The sequence below is a fragment of the Telluria sp. BA11 genome, from assembly GCF_056680305.1.
In genome coordinates this window covers 2,963,130-2,983,799 of the sequence record NZ_CM155275.1, presented here as the reverse complement: position 1 = coordinate 2,983,799, position 20,670 = coordinate 2,963,130, and the positions used below count along the sequence as shown (strand labels likewise).

22 protein-coding genes and 1 pseudogene are annotated in these 20,670 nt (G+C 61.9%); 3 read left to right on the top strand and 20 right to left on the bottom strand.

The features are described 5' to 3' along the window. Positions 1 to 80: 80 nt before the first annotated feature. Positions 81 to 752: a c-type cytochrome gene (locus AC1MGT_RS13120; protein ID WP_499500497.1), complete on the bottom strand. Its 672-nt coding sequence runs from the start codon at positions 750 to 752 to the stop codon at positions 81 to 83. 152 nt (positions 753 to 904) lie between these two features. On the opposite strand from AC1MGT_RS13120, the gene yihA reads away from it, so the two are divergent. Beyond that, positions 905 to 1,654, top strand: a complete 750-nt coding sequence (gene yihA / locus AC1MGT_RS13115; protein ID WP_499500496.1) for a ribosome biogenesis GTP-binding protein YihA/YsxC — start codon at positions 905 to 907, stop codon at positions 1,652 to 1,654. 19 nt (positions 1,655 to 1,673) lie between these two features. Beyond that, complete coding sequence (gene hemB, locus AC1MGT_RS13110) at positions 1,674 to 2,681, top strand: porphobilinogen synthase (RefSeq protein ID WP_183554206.1); 1,008 nt, start codon at positions 1,674 to 1,676, stop codon at positions 2,679 to 2,681. Between the two features lie 341 nt (positions 2,682 to 3,022). Here the strand turns inward: hemB and AC1MGT_RS13105 are convergent, their stop codons facing one another. From AC1MGT_RS13105 to AC1MGT_RS13085, 5 genes are all read right to left on the bottom strand, one after another. Further along, on the bottom strand, positions 3,023 to 3,949 hold the full coding sequence (locus AC1MGT_RS13105; protein WP_499500495.1) for a hypothetical protein: 927 nt from the start codon (positions 3,947 to 3,949) through the stop codon (positions 3,023 to 3,025). 140 nt (positions 3,950 to 4,089) lie between these two features. Then, positions 4,090 to 7,197, bottom strand: a complete 3,108-nt coding sequence (locus tag AC1MGT_RS13100; RefSeq protein WP_499500494.1) for an efflux RND transporter permease subunit — start codon at positions 7,195 to 7,197, stop codon at positions 4,090 to 4,092. Next, complete coding sequence (locus tag AC1MGT_RS13095) at positions 7,194 to 8,363, bottom strand: efflux RND transporter periplasmic adaptor subunit (RefSeq protein ID WP_499500493.1); 1,170 nt, start codon at positions 8,361 to 8,363, stop codon at positions 7,194 to 7,196. Before AC1MGT_RS13095 ends, AC1MGT_RS13100 begins: the two co-directional genes overlap by 4 nt. A gap of 136 nt (positions 8,364 to 8,499) precedes the next feature. Then, on the bottom strand, positions 8,500 to 9,855 hold the full coding sequence (locus tag AC1MGT_RS13090; RefSeq protein ID WP_499500492.1) for an ATP-binding protein: 1,356 nt from the start codon (positions 9,853 to 9,855) through the stop codon (positions 8,500 to 8,502). Then, positions 9,852 to 10,580 (bottom strand): response regulator, encoded by a 729-nt coding sequence (locus AC1MGT_RS13085; RefSeq protein WP_183554216.1) that lies wholly within the window; start codon positions 10,578 to 10,580, stop codon positions 9,852 to 9,854. The genes AC1MGT_RS13090 and AC1MGT_RS13085 overlap by 4 nt, the downstream gene beginning before the upstream one ends. Before the next feature lie 196 nt (positions 10,581 to 10,776). Here AC1MGT_RS13085 and AC1MGT_RS13080 point away from each other — a divergent pair, with 196 nt between their 5' ends. Continuing rightward, a complete protein-coding gene (locus tag AC1MGT_RS13080) occupies positions 10,777 to 11,310 on the top strand; it encodes a Spy/CpxP family protein refolding chaperone (protein ID WP_499500490.1) in 534 nt (177 codons plus the stop codon). A 42-nt stretch (positions 11,311 to 11,352) separates the two neighbouring features. On the opposite strand, the gene dsbD is transcribed toward AC1MGT_RS13080, so the two are convergent. From dsbD to rplF, 14 genes and pseudogenes are all read right to left on the bottom strand, one after another. Continuing rightward, positions 11,353 to 13,215 (bottom strand): protein-disulfide reductase DsbD, encoded by a 1,863-nt coding sequence (gene dsbD, locus AC1MGT_RS13075; protein WP_499500488.1) that lies wholly within the window; start codon positions 13,213 to 13,215, stop codon positions 11,353 to 11,355. Positions 13,216 to 13,340: 125 nt separating this feature from the next. Continuing rightward, positions 13,341 to 13,736, bottom strand: a complete 396-nt coding sequence (gene rplQ / locus AC1MGT_RS13070) for a 50S ribosomal protein L17 (protein WP_183554222.1) — start codon at positions 13,734 to 13,736, stop codon at positions 13,341 to 13,343. 135 nt (positions 13,737 to 13,871) lie between these two features. Further along, complete coding sequence (locus AC1MGT_RS13065) at positions 13,872 to 14,849, bottom strand: DNA-directed RNA polymerase subunit alpha (RefSeq protein ID WP_159627930.1); 978 nt, start codon at positions 14,847 to 14,849, stop codon at positions 13,872 to 13,874. Between the two features lie 302 nt (positions 14,850 to 15,151). Continuing rightward, positions 15,152 to 15,775 (bottom strand): 30S ribosomal protein S4, encoded by a 624-nt coding sequence (rpsD, locus tag AC1MGT_RS13060; protein ID WP_183554224.1) that lies wholly within the window; start codon positions 15,773 to 15,775, stop codon positions 15,152 to 15,154. Between the two features lie 249 nt (positions 15,776 to 16,024). Next, positions 16,025 to 16,429: a 30S ribosomal protein S11 gene (gene rpsK, locus AC1MGT_RS13055; RefSeq protein ID WP_005663404.1), complete on the bottom strand. Its 405-nt coding sequence runs from the start codon at positions 16,427 to 16,429 to the stop codon at positions 16,025 to 16,027. Positions 16,430 to 16,443: 14 nt separating this feature from the next. Continuing rightward, a complete protein-coding gene (rpsM, locus tag AC1MGT_RS13050) occupies positions 16,444 to 16,809 on the bottom strand; it encodes a 30S ribosomal protein S13 (protein WP_183554226.1) in 366 nt (121 codons plus the stop codon). A 16-nt stretch (positions 16,810 to 16,825) separates the two neighbouring features. Further along, complete coding sequence (gene rpmJ / locus AC1MGT_RS13045; protein WP_005663407.1) at positions 16,826 to 16,939, bottom strand: 50S ribosomal protein L36; 114 nt, start codon at positions 16,937 to 16,939, stop codon at positions 16,826 to 16,828. 39 nt (positions 16,940 to 16,978) lie between these two features. Next, positions 16,979 to 17,187, bottom strand: a pseudogene (locus tag AC1MGT_RS13040) (S1 domain-containing protein). Between the two features lie 21 nt (positions 17,188 to 17,208). Continuing rightward, on the bottom strand, positions 17,209 to 18,543 hold the full coding sequence (secY, locus tag AC1MGT_RS13035; RefSeq protein WP_183554228.1) for a preprotein translocase subunit SecY: 1,335 nt from the start codon (positions 18,541 to 18,543) through the stop codon (positions 17,209 to 17,211). A gap of 28 nt (positions 18,544 to 18,571) precedes the next feature. Further along, entirely contained in the window at positions 18,572 to 19,003 is a 432-nt protein-coding gene (rplO, locus tag AC1MGT_RS13030) for a 50S ribosomal protein L15 (protein WP_183554230.1), read from the bottom strand. 28 nt (positions 19,004 to 19,031) lie between these two features. Further along, a complete protein-coding gene (gene rpmD / locus AC1MGT_RS13025) occupies positions 19,032 to 19,211 on the bottom strand; it encodes a 50S ribosomal protein L30 (protein ID WP_123069947.1) in 180 nt (59 codons plus the stop codon). A gap of 11 nt (positions 19,212 to 19,222) precedes the next feature. After that, complete coding sequence (gene rpsE, locus AC1MGT_RS13020) at positions 19,223 to 19,741, bottom strand: 30S ribosomal protein S5 (RefSeq protein WP_183554232.1); 519 nt, start codon at positions 19,739 to 19,741, stop codon at positions 19,223 to 19,225. Between the two features lie 12 nt (positions 19,742 to 19,753). Next, positions 19,754 to 20,116 (bottom strand): 50S ribosomal protein L18, encoded by a 363-nt coding sequence (rplR, locus tag AC1MGT_RS13015; protein ID WP_183554234.1) that lies wholly within the window; start codon positions 20,114 to 20,116, stop codon positions 19,754 to 19,756. A gap of 11 nt (positions 20,117 to 20,127) precedes the next feature. Continuing rightward, positions 20,128 to 20,661 (bottom strand): 50S ribosomal protein L6, encoded by a 534-nt coding sequence (rplF, locus tag AC1MGT_RS13010; protein ID WP_183554236.1) that lies wholly within the window; start codon positions 20,659 to 20,661, stop codon positions 20,128 to 20,130. Positions 20,662 to 20,670 lie beyond the last annotated feature (9 nt).

Sequence of the window (20,670 nt, the reverse complement as noted above, 5' to 3'; positions counted from 1 at the left end):
GCCGCTTGCAGGAAGGGGGTCAGCCCGTTGCTGCCGCCCTTCCTGCGTTCAATTCTGCTTATGCGAGATCGTGGAGTCTCTTAGCGCAAGCCGGCGATATAGTCGGCCACCGCGCGCATTTCAGCCGTCGACATGCGCTGCGAGAGCGTGGTCATTTGCGGGCTGTTGGCGCGGGTGCCGCTCTTGAATGCTTCGAGCTGGGCGGTAGTGTAATCCTGATGCTGGCCTGCAAGGCGCGGATATTGGGCGGGGATGCCGCTGGCGTTGGCGCCATGACAGCTGGCACAGGCCGCCACGCCCCGTTCAGCGATGCCGCCGCGATAGATCTTGCGACCCAGTTCAACGGTGTCCTTGTTCTTGGCCGCGCCCGGCTTGTGCACCTGCGCCGCCAGCCACGCCGCGAGGTCTTTCTTCTCGGCGTCGGTGAGCATCTTGGCGTAGGTCGTCATGATCGGCTGCTGGCGGTTCGGGGTCGTGAAATCGACCAGTTGCTTGTGCGTGTAGCTGGCAAACTGACCCGACAGCTTGGGGTTGGCAACAATGGATGAATTGCCCGCCGCACCGTGGCACGAGACGCAGGCCGGCAGGCCGCGCGCGGGGTCGCCCGCATCGTACAGCGCGCCGCCCCGGGCCGGATCGGCCTTGACTGCAGGCGCTGCAGCGGGCGCCGCTGCTGTTGCCGCCGGGAGTCCCCCGAAAACAGTTAGTGTGACCAACAGTGTTTTGAGCAGGGGGGACGACAAGCGGTTCATACTAGCACCTTGAAAAAGTCAATAATTGAAGGTTCAGTGCAGCGCCCTGATTGCTTGGGCCATGGGGCTGGCAGGCAGCAATCAACCCCTTATTGTACAATAGCTTTGTTTCTCAAACGCCATTTCGTAGTCCTCTTACCCTCTTCCCCCCCATGTCCAGATTATGGCAAGCCCGGTTCTTTACGACCGTGAATCAGTTGCGCGACCTCCCCGACACCAATGTGCCGGAAATCGCCTTCGCCGGGCGCTCCAACGCCGGCAAATCCACAGCCATCAATATCCTCACGAACCAGAAGGGTCTGGCGTTCGCGTCGAAGACACCGGGTCGTACCCAGCACATCAATTACTTCTCGATCGGCGGCGCCCACGTGGGCCAGCACCGCAAGGATGCGGTCCGGGTCGATGAAATCGAAGCGCTGCTGGTCGACTTGCCTGGCTACGGCTATGCCGAAGTGTCGGGCACGGCCAAGCTGCACTGGCAAAAGCTGCTGGGCGACTATGTCCAGCGCCGCGACCAGCTCGCTGCGCTCATCCTGATCATGGATTCGCGCCGTCCGTTCACCGACCTGGACGTCCAGATGCTCGAATGGTTCGCCCCTACCGGCAAGCCGATCCACTGCATCCTGACCAAGGCCGATAAGCTCAACCGCAACGAGTCGACCAATGCCCTGCGCGAAGCGCGCGGCGTGCTCGAAAGCTACGTCGATGAAGATGGCGTGGGCTTCCCGTTCACGGTGCAGCTGTTCTCGGCGCTCAAGCGCATCGGCATCGAAGAAGCCGATGCCAAGATTCTGGCGCTGGCCGGGCTGGATGGCGTTGCCGGCGATTACGAGGGTGAGGAAGAAGAAGAGCACGACGAATCTGGCGCGCCGTCGGCGGACGACGATCAAACCTCCGCCTGATCCTGCAAGGAGCCACTCGATGAGCATCATCACTTCCGCCTATCCGGCGGCCCGGCCGCGCCGCATGCGCCGCGACCCGTTCTCCCGCGCCATGATGCGCGAGAACACGATTACCGCGTCCGACCTGATCTATCCCGTGTTCGTTCTGGAAGGCCAGAACGTACGCCAGGAAGTCGGCTCGATGCCGGGCGTGGCCCGCGTCTCGCTCGACCTGCTTCTGAAAGTGGCCGAAGAATGCGTCGCGCTCGGGATTCCCGCGCTGGCGCTGTTCCCGCTGGTCGACCAGTCGGTGAAGACCTATGACGGCGTCGAAGCAACGAATCCGGACGGGCTGGTGCCGCGCGTGGTCCGCGAACTCAAGCGCAACTTCCCCGAGCTGGGCATCATCACCGACATCGCGCTCGACCCGTACACGACCCACGGCCAGGACGGCCTGCCGGACGAGAACGGCTATATCGTCAATGAAAAGACGATCGAGATGCTGGTCAAGCAAGCGCTCACCCACGCCGACGCCGGCGTGGACATCGTCGCACCGTCGGACATGATGGACGGGCGCATCGGCGCGATCCGCACCGCGTTCGAGGCGCAGGGCCATATTCATACGCGCATCATGGCGTACTCGGCCAAGTATGCGTCCGCGTTCTACGGGCCGTTCCGCGATGCGGTCGGCTCGTCGGCCAATCTCGGCAAGGCCGACAAGAACACCTACCAGATGGACCCGGCCAACAGCGACGAAGCACTGCGGGAAGTGGCGCTGGACCTGGCCGAAGGCGCCGACATGGTGATGGTGAAACCAGGCATGCCCTACCTGGACATCGTGCGCCGCGTAAAAGATGAGTTCAGGGTGCCGACGTTTGCCTACCAGGTCAGCGGCGAGTACGCGATGCTCAAGGCAGCCGCGCTCAACGGCTGGCTGGACCATGACAAGGTCATGATGGAATCGATGATGGCGTTCAAGCGCGCTGGCGCCGATGGAGTGCTGACGTACTTCGCGCTGGATATTGCCCGGAAATTGAAGGCAGGTTAAACACCCGCACACCCAACAAAAAACCGTGCCAAGGCACGGTTTTTTTACGACAAAGCTGGCAAAGCTGGGGGCAGGTCTGACATTCGGACACGAGCTCAGCCTTGGCTACATCTGACGGTGTATTGCCCAGCATTGGCATGGCGCGGGGCCAGCCAGTTCCCACTGCCTGACTGTCGAGGTCGTGTCCGAATGTCAGACCTGACCCCGGCTTTTTTTTAATGCTGTCCCGCCTAGTGGCATAGCAGGGTGCCAGATGGTTCCGACTGCCCGACTGTCGAGATCGTGTCCGAATGTCAGACCTGACCCCGGCTTTTTTGACCCCGGCTTTTTTTCCACATTCATCAGCCTCCCGGTGGCGGGCGGTACTCCGGGAACATTTCTTTGTACAGGAACTCGGTCAGGCGCGCTTCGTCCGCCGGCCGGGCGCTGAGCTTGACCACGCGGCCCAGGCGGTGCGAATCCCACTCGAAGTCGCCGTTCTTTTCCTTGCGGATCAGCTCGATCATCTTCTTGATGACGGCCGTTTCGATGTCACGTGCGCTGCCCTGCTCCACCGTTACCGCTGTCAGCCAGCGCCGCTTGAAGCTCGGGTTCCAGCCGCGGAATTTCAGGTCCATCGTGTTGAACGTCTTGTTCGACACCGAGAAGATGCCGCCCGATTCGTTGCTGTCGTCGCGGCCCCGGCCGTTGATCGCGGCGATGTTCGCCAGCGCATTGCGGTTGCCGCGGACGGCGTCGCTTTCCGGCGTTTCCACTTCGCTGCCGGTCGGCGCGCCGCGGCGCTCGCGCTGCGCTTTGACGTAGGCGGCCATGTCCATGTCCGGTGGGACTTCGGTCTTTGGCTGCGGTGGCTGTGGTGGCGGCGGCCTGCGCTCAACCGGCTTTTCGTCGGGAATCGTGATCGTGTCGGGCAGGCGCTTGACGATGACGCGCTCCGGCGGCGTCGGCCGCGGCGTTTCTTGCCGGGGCGTTGGCTTCGGGGCCGGCTTGGGCTTTTGCTCGCGCTGCGCCTTGGTCGGCTGCTGCAGCGGCTGGACAAAGAAGACGTCGGTTTCGCGGTCGGATGCCGGGCGCGCTGTCTTTTGCTCTTTTTCAGGCGGCTTGAAGATGAAGATCGCGAGCAGCAGCAAGTGCAGCACGATCGTGCCGATCAGGCCGCCGCGCTTGGAGCCCTCGCGCTCGTAATGCGGCCCCGGGCGTACCAGTGGCTGCCCGCAGTGGGAGCAAACTTCGCTGTCCTGATCGTAGGAGTGGGGATGGTCACGCAAGGTAGATCGGTATCCTGGAAGCGACGTCTAAAAAAACAGCAGAGGGGGCAGTCTAACCGTTTTACAGTACCAACGCATCACGCCAGCGAGCGGACTGCACCGCTGCTGGCGTTGATGGTTGTTACCAAATGTTTCCAGGATTAAGCATGCTGGGCAACCGCGACATCGTCGGCCTTCGCAAGCTGTTCGTCCGTCATCGGCCCAGTGCCGCTGAAACGGTCCAGGTACAGGTAGATGACCGGCGTGATGTACAGCGTGATGACTTGCGAGAAGATCAAGCCGCCGCACACCGCCAGACCCAGCGGCTGGCGCAGCTCGGCGCCGGCGCCGATACCGAGCGCGATCGGCAGCGCGCCCATCAGCGCGGCCAGCGTCGTCATCAGGATCGGCCGGAAGCGCAGGATGCACGCTTCGCGGATCGCCTCCTGCGGGCTCATGCCGAGGGTGCGCTGCGCATCGAGCGCGAAGTCGATCATCATGATGGCGTTCTTCTTGACGATACCGATCAGCATCAGGATGCCGATCATCGCGATCAGCGTCAGGTCCTTGTCGAAGATCCACAGCGTCAGCAGCGCGCCTACCGCGGCCGACGGCAGGCCGGCCAGGATGGTCAGCGGGTGGATATAGCTTTCGTACAAGACGCCCAGCAACACGTAGATGACGCCGATCGCCGTCAGGATCAGGATCAGCTGGCTCGACTGCGTGTCCTGGAACACGGCCGCGTCACCGCCATAGGTGGCAATCACCGAGGCCGGCAGCTTCATCTGCGTGCTCATCTGCTCAATGGCGGCGGTGGCATCGCCCAGCGGCACGCCCGGCGCCAGGTTGAACGACAGCGTGATCGCCTGCAATTGCCCCTGGTGATTCACTTGTAGCGGACCGACCGTGCGGCGCACCGTGGCCACGCTCGACAGTTTCACCAGATCGCCCGACTTGCTGCGCACCGACACGCGCGAGAGCGCTTCATCGTAATAACGGTCGCTCGCCGCCGCTTCCAGGATCACGTAATAGCTGGCGGCGGTGGAATAGATGGTCGAGACCTGGCGTTCGCCGAACGAGGCATACATCACGGTGCGGATATCGTCCATCTCCAGACCCAGCAGCGCGGCCTTGTCGCGATTGATGTCGATGGTTGCCTGCAGGGCCTTGTTCTGCGAATCGCTGTTGACGTCGCGGAAGCGCGCATCCTGGCGCATGCCTTCCAGGAAGCGCTCGGCCCAGCTGCCGATCTCGCCGCCCGAGACGCTTTGCAGCGTGTATTGATAGCGCGCCTTGCTCTGGCGCCCGCCCAGTTGCAGGTTTTGCAAGGGCGACATGAACACCTGCACGCCCGGCACGGCGCGCGTGGCCTTGCGCAGTTCGTCGATCACCAGATCAATCCGTGGCCGTTCGCTGCGCGGTTTGAGCACCAGGAACATGCGGCCGGTGTTGCCGCCCCCGGTGAACGAGGTCGTATCCTGCACATACGGATTGGCGCGAACGATGTCGACCACCTTGCTCTGAAGCTCAGCCAGCGCGGCGGACGAGGTATCTTCCGACGTTTCGACGTTGACGCGGATCTGGCCGATATCTTCTTCCGGGAAAAAGCCTTTCGGCATGGTCATGTACAGCACCGCGGTCAGTACAAATGTGCCCAGCGCCAGCATCAGGACCAGGAAGCGGTAGCGCAGCGCCATGTCGAGCGTACGGCCGTAGCCGTTGCGCACATTGGTGAACATGGCTTCGAAGCGGCGACCGATCCACGACATGTCCTTCGGGTCGACGTGGCCGCCATTCTTGAGCAAGCGCGAGCACATCATCGGCACCAGCGTGAGCGACACGACGGCCGAGACCATCACGGCCAGGCCGACGATGACGGCAAATTCGCGGAACAGCAGACCAATCACGCCCGGCATGAAGAAGATCGGAATGAACACGGCCACCAGCGAAATCGAGATCGAGATGATGGTAAAGCCCATCTCGCGCGCGCCGACGAGCGACGCTTGCATCGGCTTCTTGCCCATCTCCATGTGGCGCACGATGTTTTCCAGCACCACGATCGCATCGTCGACCACCAGGCCGACTGCCAGCGTGATGCCCAGCAGCGAAATATTGTCGAGGCTATAGCCGAACCAGTACAGCAGCGAAAGCGCACCGAGGAGTGAAATCGGCACTGTCACCGCCGGAATGAAGGTGGCGGCCGCGCGGTGCAGGAACAAGAAGATCACCAGGATCACGAGCATCACGGTGCCCAGCAGGGTCAGGTTGACGTCGTGGATGGCTTCACGGATCGATAACGAGCGGTCGCTGACCAGCTCGATCTTGATCGAGGCCGGCAATTGCCCCTCGAAACGCGGGATCAGCGCGCGCACGGCGTCGACCACTTCGACAGTGTTGGCGTTGGGCTGGCGTTGCACCATCAGCGAAATCGAGCGCTGGCCGTTCAGGCTGCCCATTGCCTTGACCGACTGGTAGCTGTCCTGGACGTCGGCAATGTCTCTCAGGCGCACCGGGAGCCCATCGCGCGTGGCGATGATCAGGCTGGCGAAGTCGGCCGCTTTCATGAGCTGGCCGCCGCCCTGGATCGTCAGCGCCTGGGTCGGACCATCAAGAATGCCCAGCGGGGTGTTCGAGTTCGCTGCGCGCAGCGCTGCCGCCAGCTCGTCCATCGAAATATTGCGCGCGTTCATCAGGTCGGACTTGGCGCGTACCCGCACCGCGAAACGCTTGCCGCCGTTGATCGACACTTGCGAGACGCCTTGTACGGTCGAGATTGCCGGTGAGATCAGGTTTTCGGCGTAATCGTTCAGGTCTGACAAATCCATCGACGGCGACGTCAGATGCATGAACAGAATCGGGGCGTCGGCCGGGTTGACCTTGCGGTAGGCCGGCAGTTCCGTCATCTCGAGCGGCAGCCGGCGCTGCGCGACCAGCAGGGCGGCCTGCACATCGACTGCCGCCTTGTCGACATCGATCTCGGTGTCGAATTCGAGCGTGATATTGGTGTCGCCCTGGGTGCTGTTCGAGGTGATCAGCTTGATGCCGGCAATGGTCGAGAACTGTTTCTCGAGCGGCAGCGCGACCGACGAAGCCATCGTCTCCGGGCTGGCGCCGGGCAGGTTGGCCGAGACATTGATGACCGGGGTGTTGTAGCTCGGCAGCGCCGCGACCGGAATCTTCATGTACGACAGGATGCCGACCAGCACCAGGCTGATCGACAGCAGCACCACCATCACCGGCCGGCGGATACACAGTTCGGACAGGTTCATGCCTGCTCACCCTGCTTCGGTTGCGGCGCCACGGCTGGCTTGGCGGCTTGCGCGAGACGCACGCTGGCGCCCGGACGCAGGTTCTGCTTGCCTTCGGTGATCACTTGCTCGGCGCCGCTCAGGCCCGTCACGACCGCATGGTCGCCAAACGCATAGACGCGCTTGACCGGCACCTGGCGCGCGGCATTGCCGTCGCCCAGCACGTACACGAACGTGCCGCTGGTGGCCGTGATGATGGCCGTTTGCGGGATCACGATGGCGTCCTTGAGCGTCTGCACGACCACGCGCGCGGTGACGTACTGGCCAGGCCACAGGTTCGTGTCACGGTTGCTGAATTCGCCCTTCACGCGAATGGTGCCGGCCTGCGCATCGACGGCATTGTCGATGAAGCTCAGGCGGCCAGCGACCGGCTTGGCGTCAGCGCCGCTGTTGACGAGCACATCGACATTGCCCGCTTTCTGGGCGCCGAGCAGCGCGCCGACAGCAGATTCCGGCAGCGTGAACGAGACATTGATGGGGTCGAGCTGCGTGATCGAGGTCAGCAACGTCGTCATCTGCACCAGCGCGCCCGGATGGATGTCGATGGCGCCGACCCGGCCCGACATCGGCGCGCGGATCGACGTGTAGCTGGCGCTGACTTGAGTGGCGCGCATCGCTGCCTGGTTGGATTGCACCAGCGCGCGCTGGGCTTGCACCTGGCTGAGCAAGGAGTCGAGCGCGCTCTGGGCCAGGAAGTTCTGCGACACCAGCTCCTGGCTGCGCTTGTACTGGCGGTCGAGGTCGGCCAGCGTGGCGCGGTCGCGCGCCACCTGCGCTTCGGCGCGCGCGACATTGGCCTGGTCGGCGCGGTCGTCGAGCGAGAACATCAATTCGCCTTCCTTGACGAACTGGCCTTCGCGGATATGGACCTTGCGGATGGTGGCGACGGTCTGCGGATGCAGGTTCACGGTGCGCAGCGGCGTGACGGTGCCGTTGGCAAACAGCTCGACGCCGACGTCGCGCCGCTCCGGCTTGACCACATTGACGGTCACAGGTGGCTGGCCGCCGCCCTGACCTTTGGCGCCCGGCGCCTCCGCCTTGGCCTCATGGCCCTGATTGAAGTACCAGCCGCCGCCGACGACCAGCGCCGCCACGACGGCGATAACGCCGACATTCTTCTTGTTCATGCTTGTCCCTTGCCGCCAGTGCCGACGGCTCTGTCAGTGATGCTGCTTGGTGATCCTGCTTGTTGATGTGGCCATTGCGCGCGCGCATTGTCCCACACTGTCGTTACGGCTTTATTTTGCTTGTTGGTTTTTTTTACTATTTGTTCGGGTAATACGTGGGCAGCATCAGCGTCACTTCCAGTCCGCCTTCCGAGTGGTTGGCCAGGCTGATGCTGCCGCCGTGCTGCTCCGTGATATTGCGTGCGATCGTCAGGCCCAGACCGGTGCCACCCGACTCGCGCGAGCGCGATGTTTCCACGCGGTAGAACGGGTCGAACACACGCACCAGCTCGCTACGCGGAATGCCCGGCCCGCTGTCGCGGATGCGGATGCGCGCGGTGCCGTTGGCGCGGTCGACGCAGACGCGCGCATCGCGCCCGTACTTGACCGCGTTGTCGATCAGGTTGACCAGGCAGCGGCGCATGTCGATCGGCCGGCCCAGCACCGCGATCGAGGCCTTGCCGGCCAGCGTCACGGTCTGGCCGGCATCGGTCGCATCGGCGCACACGGCTTCGAGCAGCGAATCGAGATCGAGCATCTGCATCGTCTCGGTCGTGTCCATGCTGCGCGCCAGCACCAGGCCTTCGCGCACCATTTCCTGCATCGCCGACAGGTCGCCGATCAGGCGGTCCTGCAGTTCGGTGTCCCCCACCTTCTCGAGTCGCAGGCGCATGCGCGTGAGCGGCGTTTGCAGGTCGTGCGTGATTGCAGCGAGCATCTGCGTGCGCTGGAAGATGTACTGGCGGATGCGTGCCTGCATCGCATTGAAGGCAGCGCTGGCCTGGCGGATCTCGATCGCGCCGACCAGGTCGAGCGGCGGGCGGTTGATGTCCTGGCCGAGGTCTTGCGCGGCTTGCGCAAGCTGCTTGAACGGGCGCGCGGTCATGCGTGCCACGAAATAGGCCAGCACCGCGATGCTGACCAGGAACATCCCGAGGAGGATGCTCGTGTCGACATCCTCGCCGACCAGCCGCGGTGGCAGCACCGACAGTTGCAGTTCGGCGCCATCGCGCAGCCGCACGTCGATCGACTCGCAGGCGCCTTCCCACTTCATGCTCAGCAAGCCGTACATCACGGGCTGCGTTTGCACGACGCCACAGGCAGTCGGGCGCGTGGCGCGTGAGGCCACCAGATAGCCCTTGCCCAGACGCTTGGCCAGCGACGCGGCAAACGGCGTCAGGGGCGCCGCTTCCGGCGGCATGTCGCCGACCTGGAGCTGCAGGCCCGGGCGATTGGCGACATCGAGGTAGATCGAGCGGGCCGACGCCGGGACGATCTCGGTGGCCATGATCAGTTGCTCGGCGCGTTCGAGCACATGCGCATCGCGCTGGTTTTCGAAGTCGCGCAGGCGCTGGTAGTCGGCCGCCAGTTGCGTCAGCGCGGCCGAGGTCAGAATGCCCAGCAGCAGCGTGAGGAACACGCGCCCGGTCATCGACCCGAAGAAGGCTTTCACGCCGCCGGCTCCACGGTGACCTGGCCGGCCAGCACGTAGCCGCCGTTGCGCACGGTTTTGATAATCTGCGGCATGCGCGCGTCTTCGCCGAGCTTCTGGCGCAGGCGGCTGATCTGGATGTCGATCGAGCGGTCGAACGGGTCGGCGTCGCGGCCCTGCGTGAGATTGAGCAGCTGGTCGCGATTGAGCACGCGGTTCGGGTGTTCGAGGAACACGCGCAGCAGGCGGAATTCGGCGCCCGAGAGCATGATGACGATGCCGTCCGGGTTGAGCAGGTGGCGCGCGGTCAGGTCGAGCGTCCAGCCCGAGAAGCGCATCTGCTGCACGTTCTCGGATGGCGTGTTCGATGGCATCGCGTGCGAGCGGCGCAGCACGCTGCGGATGCGCGCCAGCAGCTCGCGCGGCTCGAACGGTTTCGGCAGGTAATCGTCGGCGCCCATTTCCAGGCCCAGGATGCGGTCAAGGGGTTCGTTGCGGGCGGTGAGCATGATGACAGGCAGGCTCGAGGTGGCGCGCAGCTTGCGGCACAGCGTCAGGCCATCGTCGCCGGGCATGTTCAGGTCGAGCACGATGAGGTCGGGACGCGTTTCGTCGAGCGTCTTCCACATCGCGGTGCCGTCGGCGGCGCCGAGCGTCCGGTAGCTGTTGGACTCGAGGTAGTCGGCCAGCAGCGTGCGGATGTCGCGGTCGTCGTCGACGATCAGAATCGTAGAGGGATTATCCATAACCGCAATTATCCGAATTTATGACAAGACCGGCGGAAGTATTTGTATCGCTGTGTATATGCCGACAGGCGCGAAACATATGGATACAAAGTGCCCGGCAGGGGAAATCCCGTGGTTACAGTTTTGACCCAGGATGGGTCCTGTGCAGCGAGCGTTTCGGATGCACTTCACCAGACTCTCACACAAAGGACCTACCATGAACACCCTTCGCAAACACCTCGTGATCGCTTTCACCGCTGCCGGCCTGTTCGGCGCCACCGTCGGTGCCCAGGCCCAGAGTGCAGCCCCGGCCGAGGGCCGCCAGGCATCGACGCTGACGGCTGAACAACGCCTGGCCAAGAAGGCCGAATGGCAAGCTAAGGCAGGCGAGCGTCACGCCAGGATGGCGCAGAAGCGCGCTGAGCATCAGGCCAAGCTGCAGGCGTCGCTGAACCTGACGGCACAACAAAAGCCGGCCTGGGATGCATTCGTGGCCAGCCGCGCGCCAGTCAAACATGGTGAGCGCGCCGAGCGCGGCGACCGCGCGGCATGGGCCAGCCTGAGCGCGCCGCAACGCATGGAAAAGCAGATCGCGATGCAGAAAGCGCGCACCGCGAAGATGGAATCGCGCCTCACGGCCCTGAACAGCTTCTACGCGGTGCTCACGCCCGAGCAGCGCAAGACGTTCGATGCGCAGGCCCAGCACCGCAAGGGCGGGCGTCATCAGCAACATCATCGCGCCAACGCATAATCCATTGCGTCATTCAACGCCGGCGGCCCGCGCCGCCGGCGTTCATTTGCCCAGACGTTCCAGCGACGTCGAAAACTTCTCTGCATTCTGATAGCCGATCACCCGGCTATCGGCAATCTCCTTGCCCTGCGCATCAAACAGGATGATGCCCGGCGGTCCGAACAGGCCAAAGCGCTTGAGCATCGCCTTGTCGGCCGCATCGTTGGCGGTCACATCAACCTGCAGCAGCGCAGTATTGGCCAGCTTGGCCTGCACCTTCGGATCGACGAACGTGAACTTTTCCATCTCCTTGCACGACACGCACCAGTCCGCATAGAAGTCGAGCATGACGGTCTTGCCGGCATTGGCGGCCAGGGCCGCGTCGAGCTGATCCACCGTCTTGATGCGGGTGAACACCAGCCCGTGATGCTGCGGCGTACCGCTCAGGTGCGCCAGGGGTGCGAACGCATCGCGCCCGCCGCTGGCCACGCCGACCAGTTGCATACCGCCCATCAGCGCGAACGCGGCGCCAAAGGCCATCGACGCCCAGTGGCGCGTGTGACGCAGCAGATAAAAGCCGTAGCCCAGCAGCAGCGCGGCCCACAGCAGCATCTGCGCGACCGGCGGAATCACGGGCGAAACGAGCCAGATCGCCATCGCCAGCATCAGGACGCCGAACAGACGCTTGACCGACTCCATCCATGCACCCACGCGCGGCAGCAGCGAGCCGGCCGACACGCCCACCAGCAGCAGCGGAATACTCATGCCCACCGCCATCGAGAACAGCGCCGCGCCGCCCAGGAACACGTCGCGCGTCTGGCTGATGTAGACCAGCGCGCCGGCCAGTGGCGCGGCCACACAGGGGCCGACGATCAGCGCCGAAATGGCGCCCATTGCAAACACGCCGGCCAGCTTGCCGGACTGCTGGCGGTTCGACACATTGCTCAGACTGGTCTGCAATGCGCCTGGAAGTTGTAACTGATAGAAACCGAACATCGACAGCGACATCGCCACGATGAGCAGCGCGAAGGTGCCGAGTACCCACGGATTCTGCAGCGCTGCGGCCAGGCCCTCGCCGGCCAGGCCCGCTGCCACGCCCAGCAATGTGTAGACGATGGCCATGCCCAGCGAGTACGTCACCGACAGCAGGAAGCCGCGCGCACGGCTGACGTTCTTGCCTTCGCCCACGATGATCGACGACAGGATCGGCACCATCGGCAGCACGCATGGCGTGAACGCGAGGCCAAGACCCAGCAGGATGAACGCGGGGACGATGGCAAGCAGGCTGCCGCCGCCGAGGATGCCGGCGATGCTGGAGAGGTCGGATTGTGCAGGTGGTGCTACCGGGGTGGCGGGCATTGCCGGCGCAGCAGGTGCTGCTGGCGCGCTCTCTGCCATTGGCGTGGACGACAGCGGTGTCGACATGCCGCCCTGCGGGGCTGCGGCGCCGATTGGCAGCGCTGGTGCGGCGTCGCCGCCCTTCCCTGCGCTCAGGCTGGCGGTGTGATCCTGCGGCGGGTAGCACAGGCCGGCGTCGGCGCAGCCCTGGCCCGTGGCCGTCAATGTGAAGGCACCGTCACCCTCGACCGGGATGCGGATCGTCAGTGTTCCCTTGTAGGTTTCCACGTCCTTCTCGAACGTCTGGTCGTACTTCACGGTGCCCGGCGGAATGGCCGGCGCACCCAGCTTGACGGCAGGGTTGCTCGACTTGAAGGCGAAGCGTTCGCGGTACATGTAGTACTTCGGCGCGATCGTGTACGTGACCTCGGCCGACTGCGGATCGGCCATGCGTGCTTCGAACTTGAAGGCGATGGCAGGATCGAGAAATTCCTCGGCGGCGCGGCCTGGCGCGGCGACGAACAGCGTGAAGAAGGCAAACAGCGTCAGGCAGGCAGCAAGCCAGTGCCGTGCAGGGAATCGGGGCATGGAGGTCAAGTCAGTTGTAATAAGGCACGGGCATGGTACACCGGCTGTCCAGGGCGCGCAGAGGAGGCTCGATCGACAGGCGAAAAAAAACCAGGCCGAAGCCTGGTCTTTTCAACGACAGTCGATTACTCGGCGGTCGGTGCTTCTTCTTCCGAAGTCACTTCTGGACGATCCAGCAGTTCAACGTAAGCCATTGGTGCATTGTCGCCAACACGGAAACCCATCTTCAGGATACGCAGGTAGCCGCCGTTGCGGTTTGCGTAGCGTGGACCCAGCTCAGCGAACAGCTTCAGGACCATTTCGCGGTCGCGCAGGCGAGCGAAGGCCAGGCGCTTGTTTGCCAGGGTGTCGGTCTTGCCCAGGGTCAGGATCGGTTCGATGACGCGACGCAGTTCCTTGGCTTTTGGGACGGTGGTCTTGATGGCTTCATGACGCAGCAGCGAAACAGTCATGTTGCGCAGCATTGCCAGACGGTGGGACGAGGTACGATTCAGCTTACGAAGGCCGTGACGGTGACGCATGGTAATTCCTTTCGGGTGTTTTCAATGCCAGTTCTTCGATCGTTCGTGCCTTGATTACAAGGCACGTCCGCGGACCGGTTCGGGTTAAATCCGCCTGGACAACGCGTCCGGGCGGGGTACGACAAAAAACGTGGATTACTTTTCCAGACCGGCAGGTGGCCAGTTCTCGAGCTTCATGCCCAGGGTCAAGCCACGCGAAGCAAGGACTTCCTTGATTTCGTTGAGCGACTTGCGGCCCAGGTTTGGCGTCTTGAGCAGTTCGTTTTCCGAACGCTGGATCAGGTCGCCGATGTAGTAGATGTTTTCTGCTTTCAGGCAGTTGGCCGAACGGACGGTCAGTTCCAGGTCGTCGACTGGACGCAGCAGGATCGGATCGACCAGCGGTGCGCGCGATGGCGCTTCCGCAGCGGCTTCGGTGCCTTCCAGGGCAGCGAACACGTTCAGCTGATCAACCAGAACGCGGGCCGACTGGCGGATCGCTTCTTCTGGCGTGATGACGCCGTTCGTTTCGATGTTGATGATCAGCTTGTCCAGGTCGGTACGCTGTTCGACACGGGCCGATTCAACAGCGTACGACACGCGGCGCACTGGCGAGAACGAAGCGTCCAGGATGATGCGGCCGATGGTCTTGTTGGTGTCTTCCGACAGGCGACGGACGTTACCTGGCACATAGCCACGGCCTTTTTCGACCTTGATCTGCATGTCCAGCTTGCCACCGGCGGTCAGGTGAGCGATCACGTGATCCGGGTTGACCAGCTCGACGTCGTGCGGCAGGTCGATGTCCGATGCCAGGACGGCGCCTTCGCCTTCTTTTTTCAGGGTCAGGTTGACCGAGTCACGGTTGTGGACTTTGAAGACCACGCCCTTCAGGTTCAGCAGCAGGTCGACGACGTCTTCCTGAACGCCATCGAGCGACGAGTATTCATGCACGACACCAGCGATCGTCACTTCGGTCGGCGCGTAGCCAACCATCGACGACAGCAGCACGCGACGCAGTGCGTTGCCGAGGGTGTGGCCATAGCCACGCTCGAACGGCTCCATCACGACTTTCGCGTGGCCGGCGCCCAGTGCTTCGACGTCGATGATACGTGGCTTCAACAAACTATTTTGCATGAACGTAGTCCTTTTCAATACCCTCGGCTCGTTACACCGATAAGGCTGATGGCTTGATGGAAAACGCCTGCCGGAGCAGGCGGTAAAACGAATTGGGTTACGACGGTGAAGAGGAAACTTTGATTCCAGAGAATTCGCTGTTCTTTGCAAGTGCCGATCCGGGATCGCTGCGCTTGCACAACCACTCCGTCGTTCCCGCGTAGGCGGGAACCCAAGTTTGCGACTTCGAATGCAAAACTTGGATCCCCGCCTGCGCGGGGACGACCGCTGGGAGCCGACAAAGTCGGCTCTGACGCGGTCGATTAACGCGAGTACAGTTCGACGATCAGCGCTTCGTTGACGTCAGCAGCGATTTCGTTACGCTCTGGGAACGAACGGAAGGTGCCTTCCAGCTTCTTGGCATCGACCGACACCCAGCTTGGGAAACCGATTTGCTCAGCCAGCGACAGGGCTTCAGCGATACGTACTTGCTTCTTGGCTTTTTCGCGCACAGCGACGACGTCGCCGGTCTTGACCTGGTACGAAGCAATGTTCACGACCTGGCCGTTGACGGTGAAGGCTTTGTGGCTGACCAGCTGACGTGCTTCAGCGCGGGTCGAACCGAAACCCATGCGGTACGTCACGTTGTCCAGACGCGCTTCCAGCAGCTTCAGCAGCGTTTCGCCGGTGTTACCCTTGCGACGCGAAGCTTCTGCGAAGTAGCGGCGGAACTGGCGTTCCAGGATGCCGTACATGCGCTTGACTTTTTGCTTTTCGCGCAGTTGGTTGCCGTAGTCCGAGGTGCGGGCACCCGACTTGACACCGTGCTGACCTGGCTTGATGTCCAGTTTGCACTTCGAGTCGAGCGAGCGACGTGCGCTCTTGAGGAACAGGTCAGTGCCTTCACGGCGCGACAGTTTTGCTTTTGGTCCGATATAACGTGCCACGTTAGATTCCTTTAATAATTGATCACGCCCCAGAGTGCAGAAGCACCCAGGCGCTAGTCCAGCTCTGGAAAGTCAGGCCGGACGTGGCTTGCATCACCCACCGCTAGAGCAGCAGGCGACAAGAGCCGGGCAGTATATCCCATTTACGGGCAACTGCACCGGCTTTTCTTGAAAACACAACGGGGCTATGCGCCCCGAGCATCGATTACCAAGTACATGGGCTGGCGGCAAGCCGCCCTCCCCTGCAACTTAGATACGGCGACGCTTTGGTGGACGGCAACCGTTGTGTGGAACTGGGGTGACGTCCTGGATCTCGGTGATCTTGATGCCGAGGTTGTTCAGTGCGCGCACAGCCGATTCACGGCCTGGGCCTGGGCCCTTGATACGCACTTCCAGATTCTTCACGCCCGATTCCTGAGCGACCTTGCCAGCAGCTTCGGCAGCAACCTGCGCTGCGAACGGGGTCGATTTGCGCGAACCCTTGAAGCCGGCGCCGCCGGAAGTTGCCCACGACAGAGCATTGCCCTGACGATCGGTGATCGTGATGATCGTGTTGTTGAAGGACGCGTGCACGTGGGCGATGCCCTCGGCAACGTTCTTCTTGACTTTCTTGCGGACGCGCGCTGCTGCCGCGCTGCTTTGTTGCTTGGCCATAGTCGGTTCCTAGATTATTTCTTGAGCGATTGAGCTGCCTTACGCGGGCCCTTACGGGTACGCGCATTGGTGCGGGTACGCTGACCGCGGACCGGCAGGCCCTTACGGTGACGCATGCCGCGGTAGCAGCCCAAGTCCATCAGACGCTTGATGTTCATGGACAGTTCGCGGCGAAGATCGCCTTCCACGACAAACTTCGCGACTTCGTCACGCAGCTTCTCGAGTTCGTTATCGTCCAGGTCCTTGACTTTTTTGGTGGTCGCGATACCGGTTGCGTCGCAGATTTTCTGCGAACGCGGACGGCCAACACCGTAGATCGCCGTCAGGCCGATAACAGTGTGCTGATGATTTGGGATGTTAACCCCTGCAATACGTGCCATTCGTTATTCCTCGAAATTAACCTTGACGCTGCTTGTGACGCGGCTCGACGCAGATCACACGGACCACGCCCTTGCGCTTGATGATCTTGCAGTTGCGGCAGATCCGCTTGACTGAAGCGTTAACTTTCATTTTGCACTCTCTTCGGTTCGTTTACTTGATGATGTGTTTTTACTTGGTGCCGAATACGATGCGGGCCCGGGACCTCGATAACGGGGTCAACTTCACCATTACCGGGTCACGCGGGCAGAAGCGAACACGCATTCTACCCGAGATCGACCCCAGGCTCACATTTCGTTTTCCAGCTTCACGCGGAACGTCGCGTTTGGGAGAGTCTTTCGACCCTCCCCTTGCATTCGGATGACATCGTCTTCTGCCATTCGCGCCATGCACCCGACTACTTATCGCGTCGGGACGCCACCCTTGAAGTTCGCCTTGCGCAGCAGTGAATCATATTGCTGCGACATGACGTAGTTCTGTACTTGTGCCATGAAGTCCATCGTCACCACAACGATGATCAGGAGCGACGTGCCACCGAAGTAGAAGGGAACCTTCCACTGGGCGGTCATGAACTCCGGCACCAGGCACACCAGGGTGATGTAGACAGCACCAGCCAGGGTCAGGCGCATCAGGATCTTGTCGATATAGCGAGCGGTCTGATCACCCGGACGGATGCCCGGTACAAACGCGCCACTTTTCTTCAAGTTGTCCGCCGTTTCCTTGCTGTTAAATACCAGCGCGGTATAGAAGAAGCAGAAGAACACGATCGCCACCGCATACAGCAACGCGTGGATTGGTTCGCCCGGCGCCATCGACGCCGCCAGATCCTTCAGGAACCCGATCACCGGGCCGCTGGAATCCTTGCCACGGGTGAACCAGTCGACAATCGTCGCCGGGAACAGAATGATCGACGACGCGAAGATCGGCGGGATCACGCCTGCCATGTTCAGCTTCAAGGGCAGGTGGCTGGTTTGGCCACCATAGATCTTGTTGCCGACCTGGCGTTTCGCGTAATTAACCAGAATCTTGCGCTGTCCGCGTTCCACGAACACCACCGCATACGTCACCGCAGCGATCAGCAGAACGATCAGGATGGCCGAGAAGCTGCCGATCGAACCGTTCGACACCAGGGTGAACAAGCCACCCAGCGCCGACGGCAAACCTGCTGCGATGCCGGCAAAGATGATGATCGAAATGCCATTGCCAAGACCACGCTCGGTAATTTGCTCGCCCAGCCACATCAGGAACATGGTGCCGGTCAAGAGGGTCACGATGGTGACGAAACGGAAGCCGAGACCAGGGTCAATGACCAGGCCAGGCTGCGCTTCGAGCGCGACAGCGATACCGAACGCCTGGAAGAGTGCCAGCGCAACCGTGAAGTAACGGGTGTACTGGGTAATCTTGCGACGGCCGGACTCGCCCTCTTTCTTCAACGCCTCGAGTTGCGGCGAAACGATCGATGCGAGCTGCATGATGATCGAAGCCGAAATATAAGGCATGATGCCGAGCGCGAACACGGTAAAGCGGGACAAGGCGCCACCCGAGAACATGTTGAACATGCCCAGGATGCCGCCTTCGTTCTGCTTGAACAGCGCAGCGAGCTGCACCGGGTCAATCCCGGGGACCGGAATATGAGCACCGATGCGGTACACGACCAACGCGCCAAGCAAAAACCACAGCCGGGCCCATGGGAATCCGGAAGCGGCGCTTTTACCAAGTTGTGAATTAGTCGCCAATTTTTGCTCCGATCAGGCAGCGATCGCTTTACGCGACCGAGCCGCCAGCTGCTTCGATTGCCGCTTTAGCGCCGGCGCTCACTTTCAGGCCTTTGAGGTTCACCGCTTTGGTGATCTCGCCGGACAGGATGACGCGCACGTCACGTGCCAGAACCGACAGAACGCCAGCCGCTTTGAGCACCAGGATGTCGACTTCGCCGACGGCCAGGTTGTTCAGATCGGACAGACGCACTTCAGCCTTGAACGTTGCGTTCAGCGATTTGAAACCACGCTTTGGCAGACGACGCTGCAGAGGCATTTGACCGCCTTCGAAGCCGACTTTGTGGAAGCCGCCCGAACGCGACTTTTGACCCTTGTGACCACGGCCGGCAGTTTTGCCGATGCCGGAGCCGATACCGCGGCCGACGCGACGCTTGTAGTGCTTGGCGCCGTCAGCTGGTTGAATGGTATTGAGTTCCATTGATTTCTCCGTTCGCAAGCCCGAGGGCTTACGAAACCACTTTCACGAGGTACGATACTTTGTTGATCATGCCACGCACGGACGGGGTGTCTTGCAACTCGGAGACCGAGTTGACGCGACGCAGACCCAGACCGCGCACGGTGGCACGGTGATCCTGACGGGTACCGATCAGGCCCTTGACGAGCTGAACTTTAACGGTGTTAGCCATGTGATTTCCCCTTAACCCAGGATGTCTTCGACCGACTTGCCACGCTTGGCGGCGATGTCGGAAGCAGTGCTCATTTTCGACAGACCGTCGAGAGTTGCGCGCACCAGGTTGTATGGATTCGACGAGCCGGTCGATTTAGCGACCACGTCCGTCACGCCCATCACTTCGAAGATAGCGCGCATTGCGCCACCAGCGATCACGCCGGTACCAGGCTTAGCTGGCATCATCATGACGCGCGAGGCGCCGTGACGACCGGACACGGTGTGATGCAGGGTACCGTTCTTGAGTGGCACCTTGATCAGGTTGCGGCGGGCTTCTTCCATCGCTTTTTGCACGCCGACTGGAACTTCCTTCGACTTGCCTTTGCCCATGCCGATGCGGCCATCGCCGTCACCGACAACGGTCAGCGCTGCAAAACCCATGATACGACCACCCTTGACCACTTTGGTCACGCGGTTGATCGCGATCATTTTCTCGCGCATGCCATCATCCGGCTTGTCGCTTGCCATTTTCGCTTGCATTTTTGCCATGACGATTCTTCCTTAGAACTTCAGACCGGCTTCACGCGCGGCTTCCGCCAGCGCCTTCACCCGACCGTGGTAACGGAAACCGGAGCGATCGAACGCGACTTCGGTGATTCCTGCTTTCAGTGCTTTTTCTGCGACGCGCTTGCCGACCAGAGCGGCTGCTGCAGCGTTGCCGCCGGCGCCAGTCTGACCTGCCAGCTCGGCGCGCACTTCAGCTTCCAGAGTCGAAGCCGACACCAGTACTTTTGCGTCCGGGCTGATCAGGTTCGCATAGATATGCAGGTTGGTGCGGTGAACCGACAAACGGTTCACGCCCAGCTGCGAGATCTTGATGCGGGTCTGACGTCCACGACGCAGACGTGATTCTTTCTTGTCCATGTCAGCTCCGATTATTTCTTCTTGGTTTCTTTAAGCTTCACCACTTCGTCCGAATAACGGACACCCTTGCCTTTGTAAGGCTCAGGCGAGCGGTAAGCGCGAACTTCAGCGGCAACCTGGCCGACCTTTTGACGATCGATACCCTTGATCAGGATCTCGGTCGGGGTCGGAGTTGCTGCAGTAACGCCTTCCGGCATTGCGTGCAGCACCGGGTGCGAGAAGCCCAGCGACAGGTTCAGGGCGTTGCCCTGCACTGCTGCCTTGTAGCCCACGCCGACCAGGTTCAGCTTCTTCTCGAAGCCCTTGGTCACGCCGGTTACCATGTTGTTGACCAGAGCACGCAGGGTGCCGGACATGGCGTTCGATTCACGCGAATCATCGACTACGTCGAAGGTCAGCGTGCCATTGTTGTTTTCCACTTTGACCAGGCCGTTCAGGGCCTGGGTCAGGGAGCCCAGCGGGCCCTTGACGGTGATCGACGACGCGTTGATCGCGACTTCGGCACCGGCGGGGACGGCGATAGGCATCTTAGCTACTCGAGACATCGTCTACTC

What these genes read in the sequence shown, in the direction of transcription:
- AC1MGT_RS13120 (WP_499500497.1), bottom strand. Translation starts at nt 752, where the DNA reads ATGAACCGCTTGTCGTCCCCCCTGCTCAAAACACTGTTGGTCACACTA.
- yihA (WP_499500496.1), top strand. Translation starts at nt 905, where the DNA reads ATGTCCAGATTATGGCAAGCCCGGTTCTTTACGACCGTGAATCAGTTG.
- hemB (WP_183554206.1), top strand. Translation starts at nt 1,674, where the DNA reads ATGAGCATCATCACTTCCGCCTATCCGGCGGCCCGGCCGCGCCGCATG.
- AC1MGT_RS13100 (WP_499500494.1), bottom strand. Translation starts at nt 7,197, where the DNA reads ATGAACCTGTCCGAACTGTGTATCCGCCGGCCGGTGATGGTGGTGCTG.
- AC1MGT_RS13095 (WP_499500493.1), bottom strand. Translation starts at nt 8,363, where the DNA reads ATGAACAAGAAGAATGTCGGCGTTATCGCCGTCGTGGCGGCGCTGGTC.
- AC1MGT_RS13085 (WP_183554216.1), bottom strand. Translation starts at nt 10,580, where the DNA reads ATGGATAATCCCTCTACGATTCTGATCGTCGACGACGACCGCGACATC.
- AC1MGT_RS13080 (WP_499500490.1), top strand. Translation starts at nt 10,777, where the DNA reads ATGAACACCCTTCGCAAACACCTCGTGATCGCTTTCACCGCTGCCGGC.
- dsbD (WP_499500488.1), bottom strand. Translation starts at nt 13,215, where the DNA reads ATGCCCCGATTCCCTGCACGGCACTGGCTTGCTGCCTGCCTGACGCTG.
- rplQ (WP_183554222.1), bottom strand. Translation starts at nt 13,736, where the DNA reads ATGCGTCACCGTCACGGCCTTCGTAAGCTGAATCGTACCTCGTCCCAC.
- AC1MGT_RS13065 (WP_159627930.1), bottom strand. Translation starts at nt 14,849, where the DNA reads ATGCAAAATAGTTTGTTGAAGCCACGTATCATCGACGTCGAAGCACTG.
- rpsK (WP_005663404.1), bottom strand. Translation starts at nt 16,429, where the DNA reads ATGGCCAAGCAACAAAGCAGCGCGGCAGCAGCGCGCGTCCGCAAGAAA.
- rpsM (WP_183554226.1), bottom strand. Translation starts at nt 16,809, where the DNA reads ATGGCACGTATTGCAGGGGTTAACATCCCAAATCATCAGCACACTGTT.
- rpmJ (WP_005663407.1), bottom strand. Translation starts at nt 16,939, where the DNA reads ATGAAAGTTAACGCTTCAGTCAAGCGGATCTGCCGCAACTGCAAGATC.
- rplO (WP_183554230.1), bottom strand. Translation starts at nt 19,003, where the DNA reads ATGGAACTCAATACCATTCAACCAGCTGACGGCGCCAAGCACTACAAG.
- rpmD (WP_123069947.1), bottom strand. Translation starts at nt 19,211, where the DNA reads ATGGCTAACACCGTTAAAGTTCAGCTCGTCAAGGGCCTGATCGGTACC.
- rpsE (WP_183554232.1), bottom strand. Translation starts at nt 19,741, where the DNA reads ATGGCAAAAATGCAAGCGAAAATGGCAAGCGACAAGCCGGATGATGGC.
- rplR (WP_183554234.1), bottom strand. Translation starts at nt 20,116, where the DNA reads ATGGACAAGAAAGAATCACGTCTGCGTCGTGGACGTCAGACCCGCATC.
- rplF (WP_183554236.1), bottom strand. Translation starts at nt 20,661, where the DNA reads ATGTCTCGAGTAGCTAAGATGCCTATCGCCGTCCCCGCCGGTGCCGAA.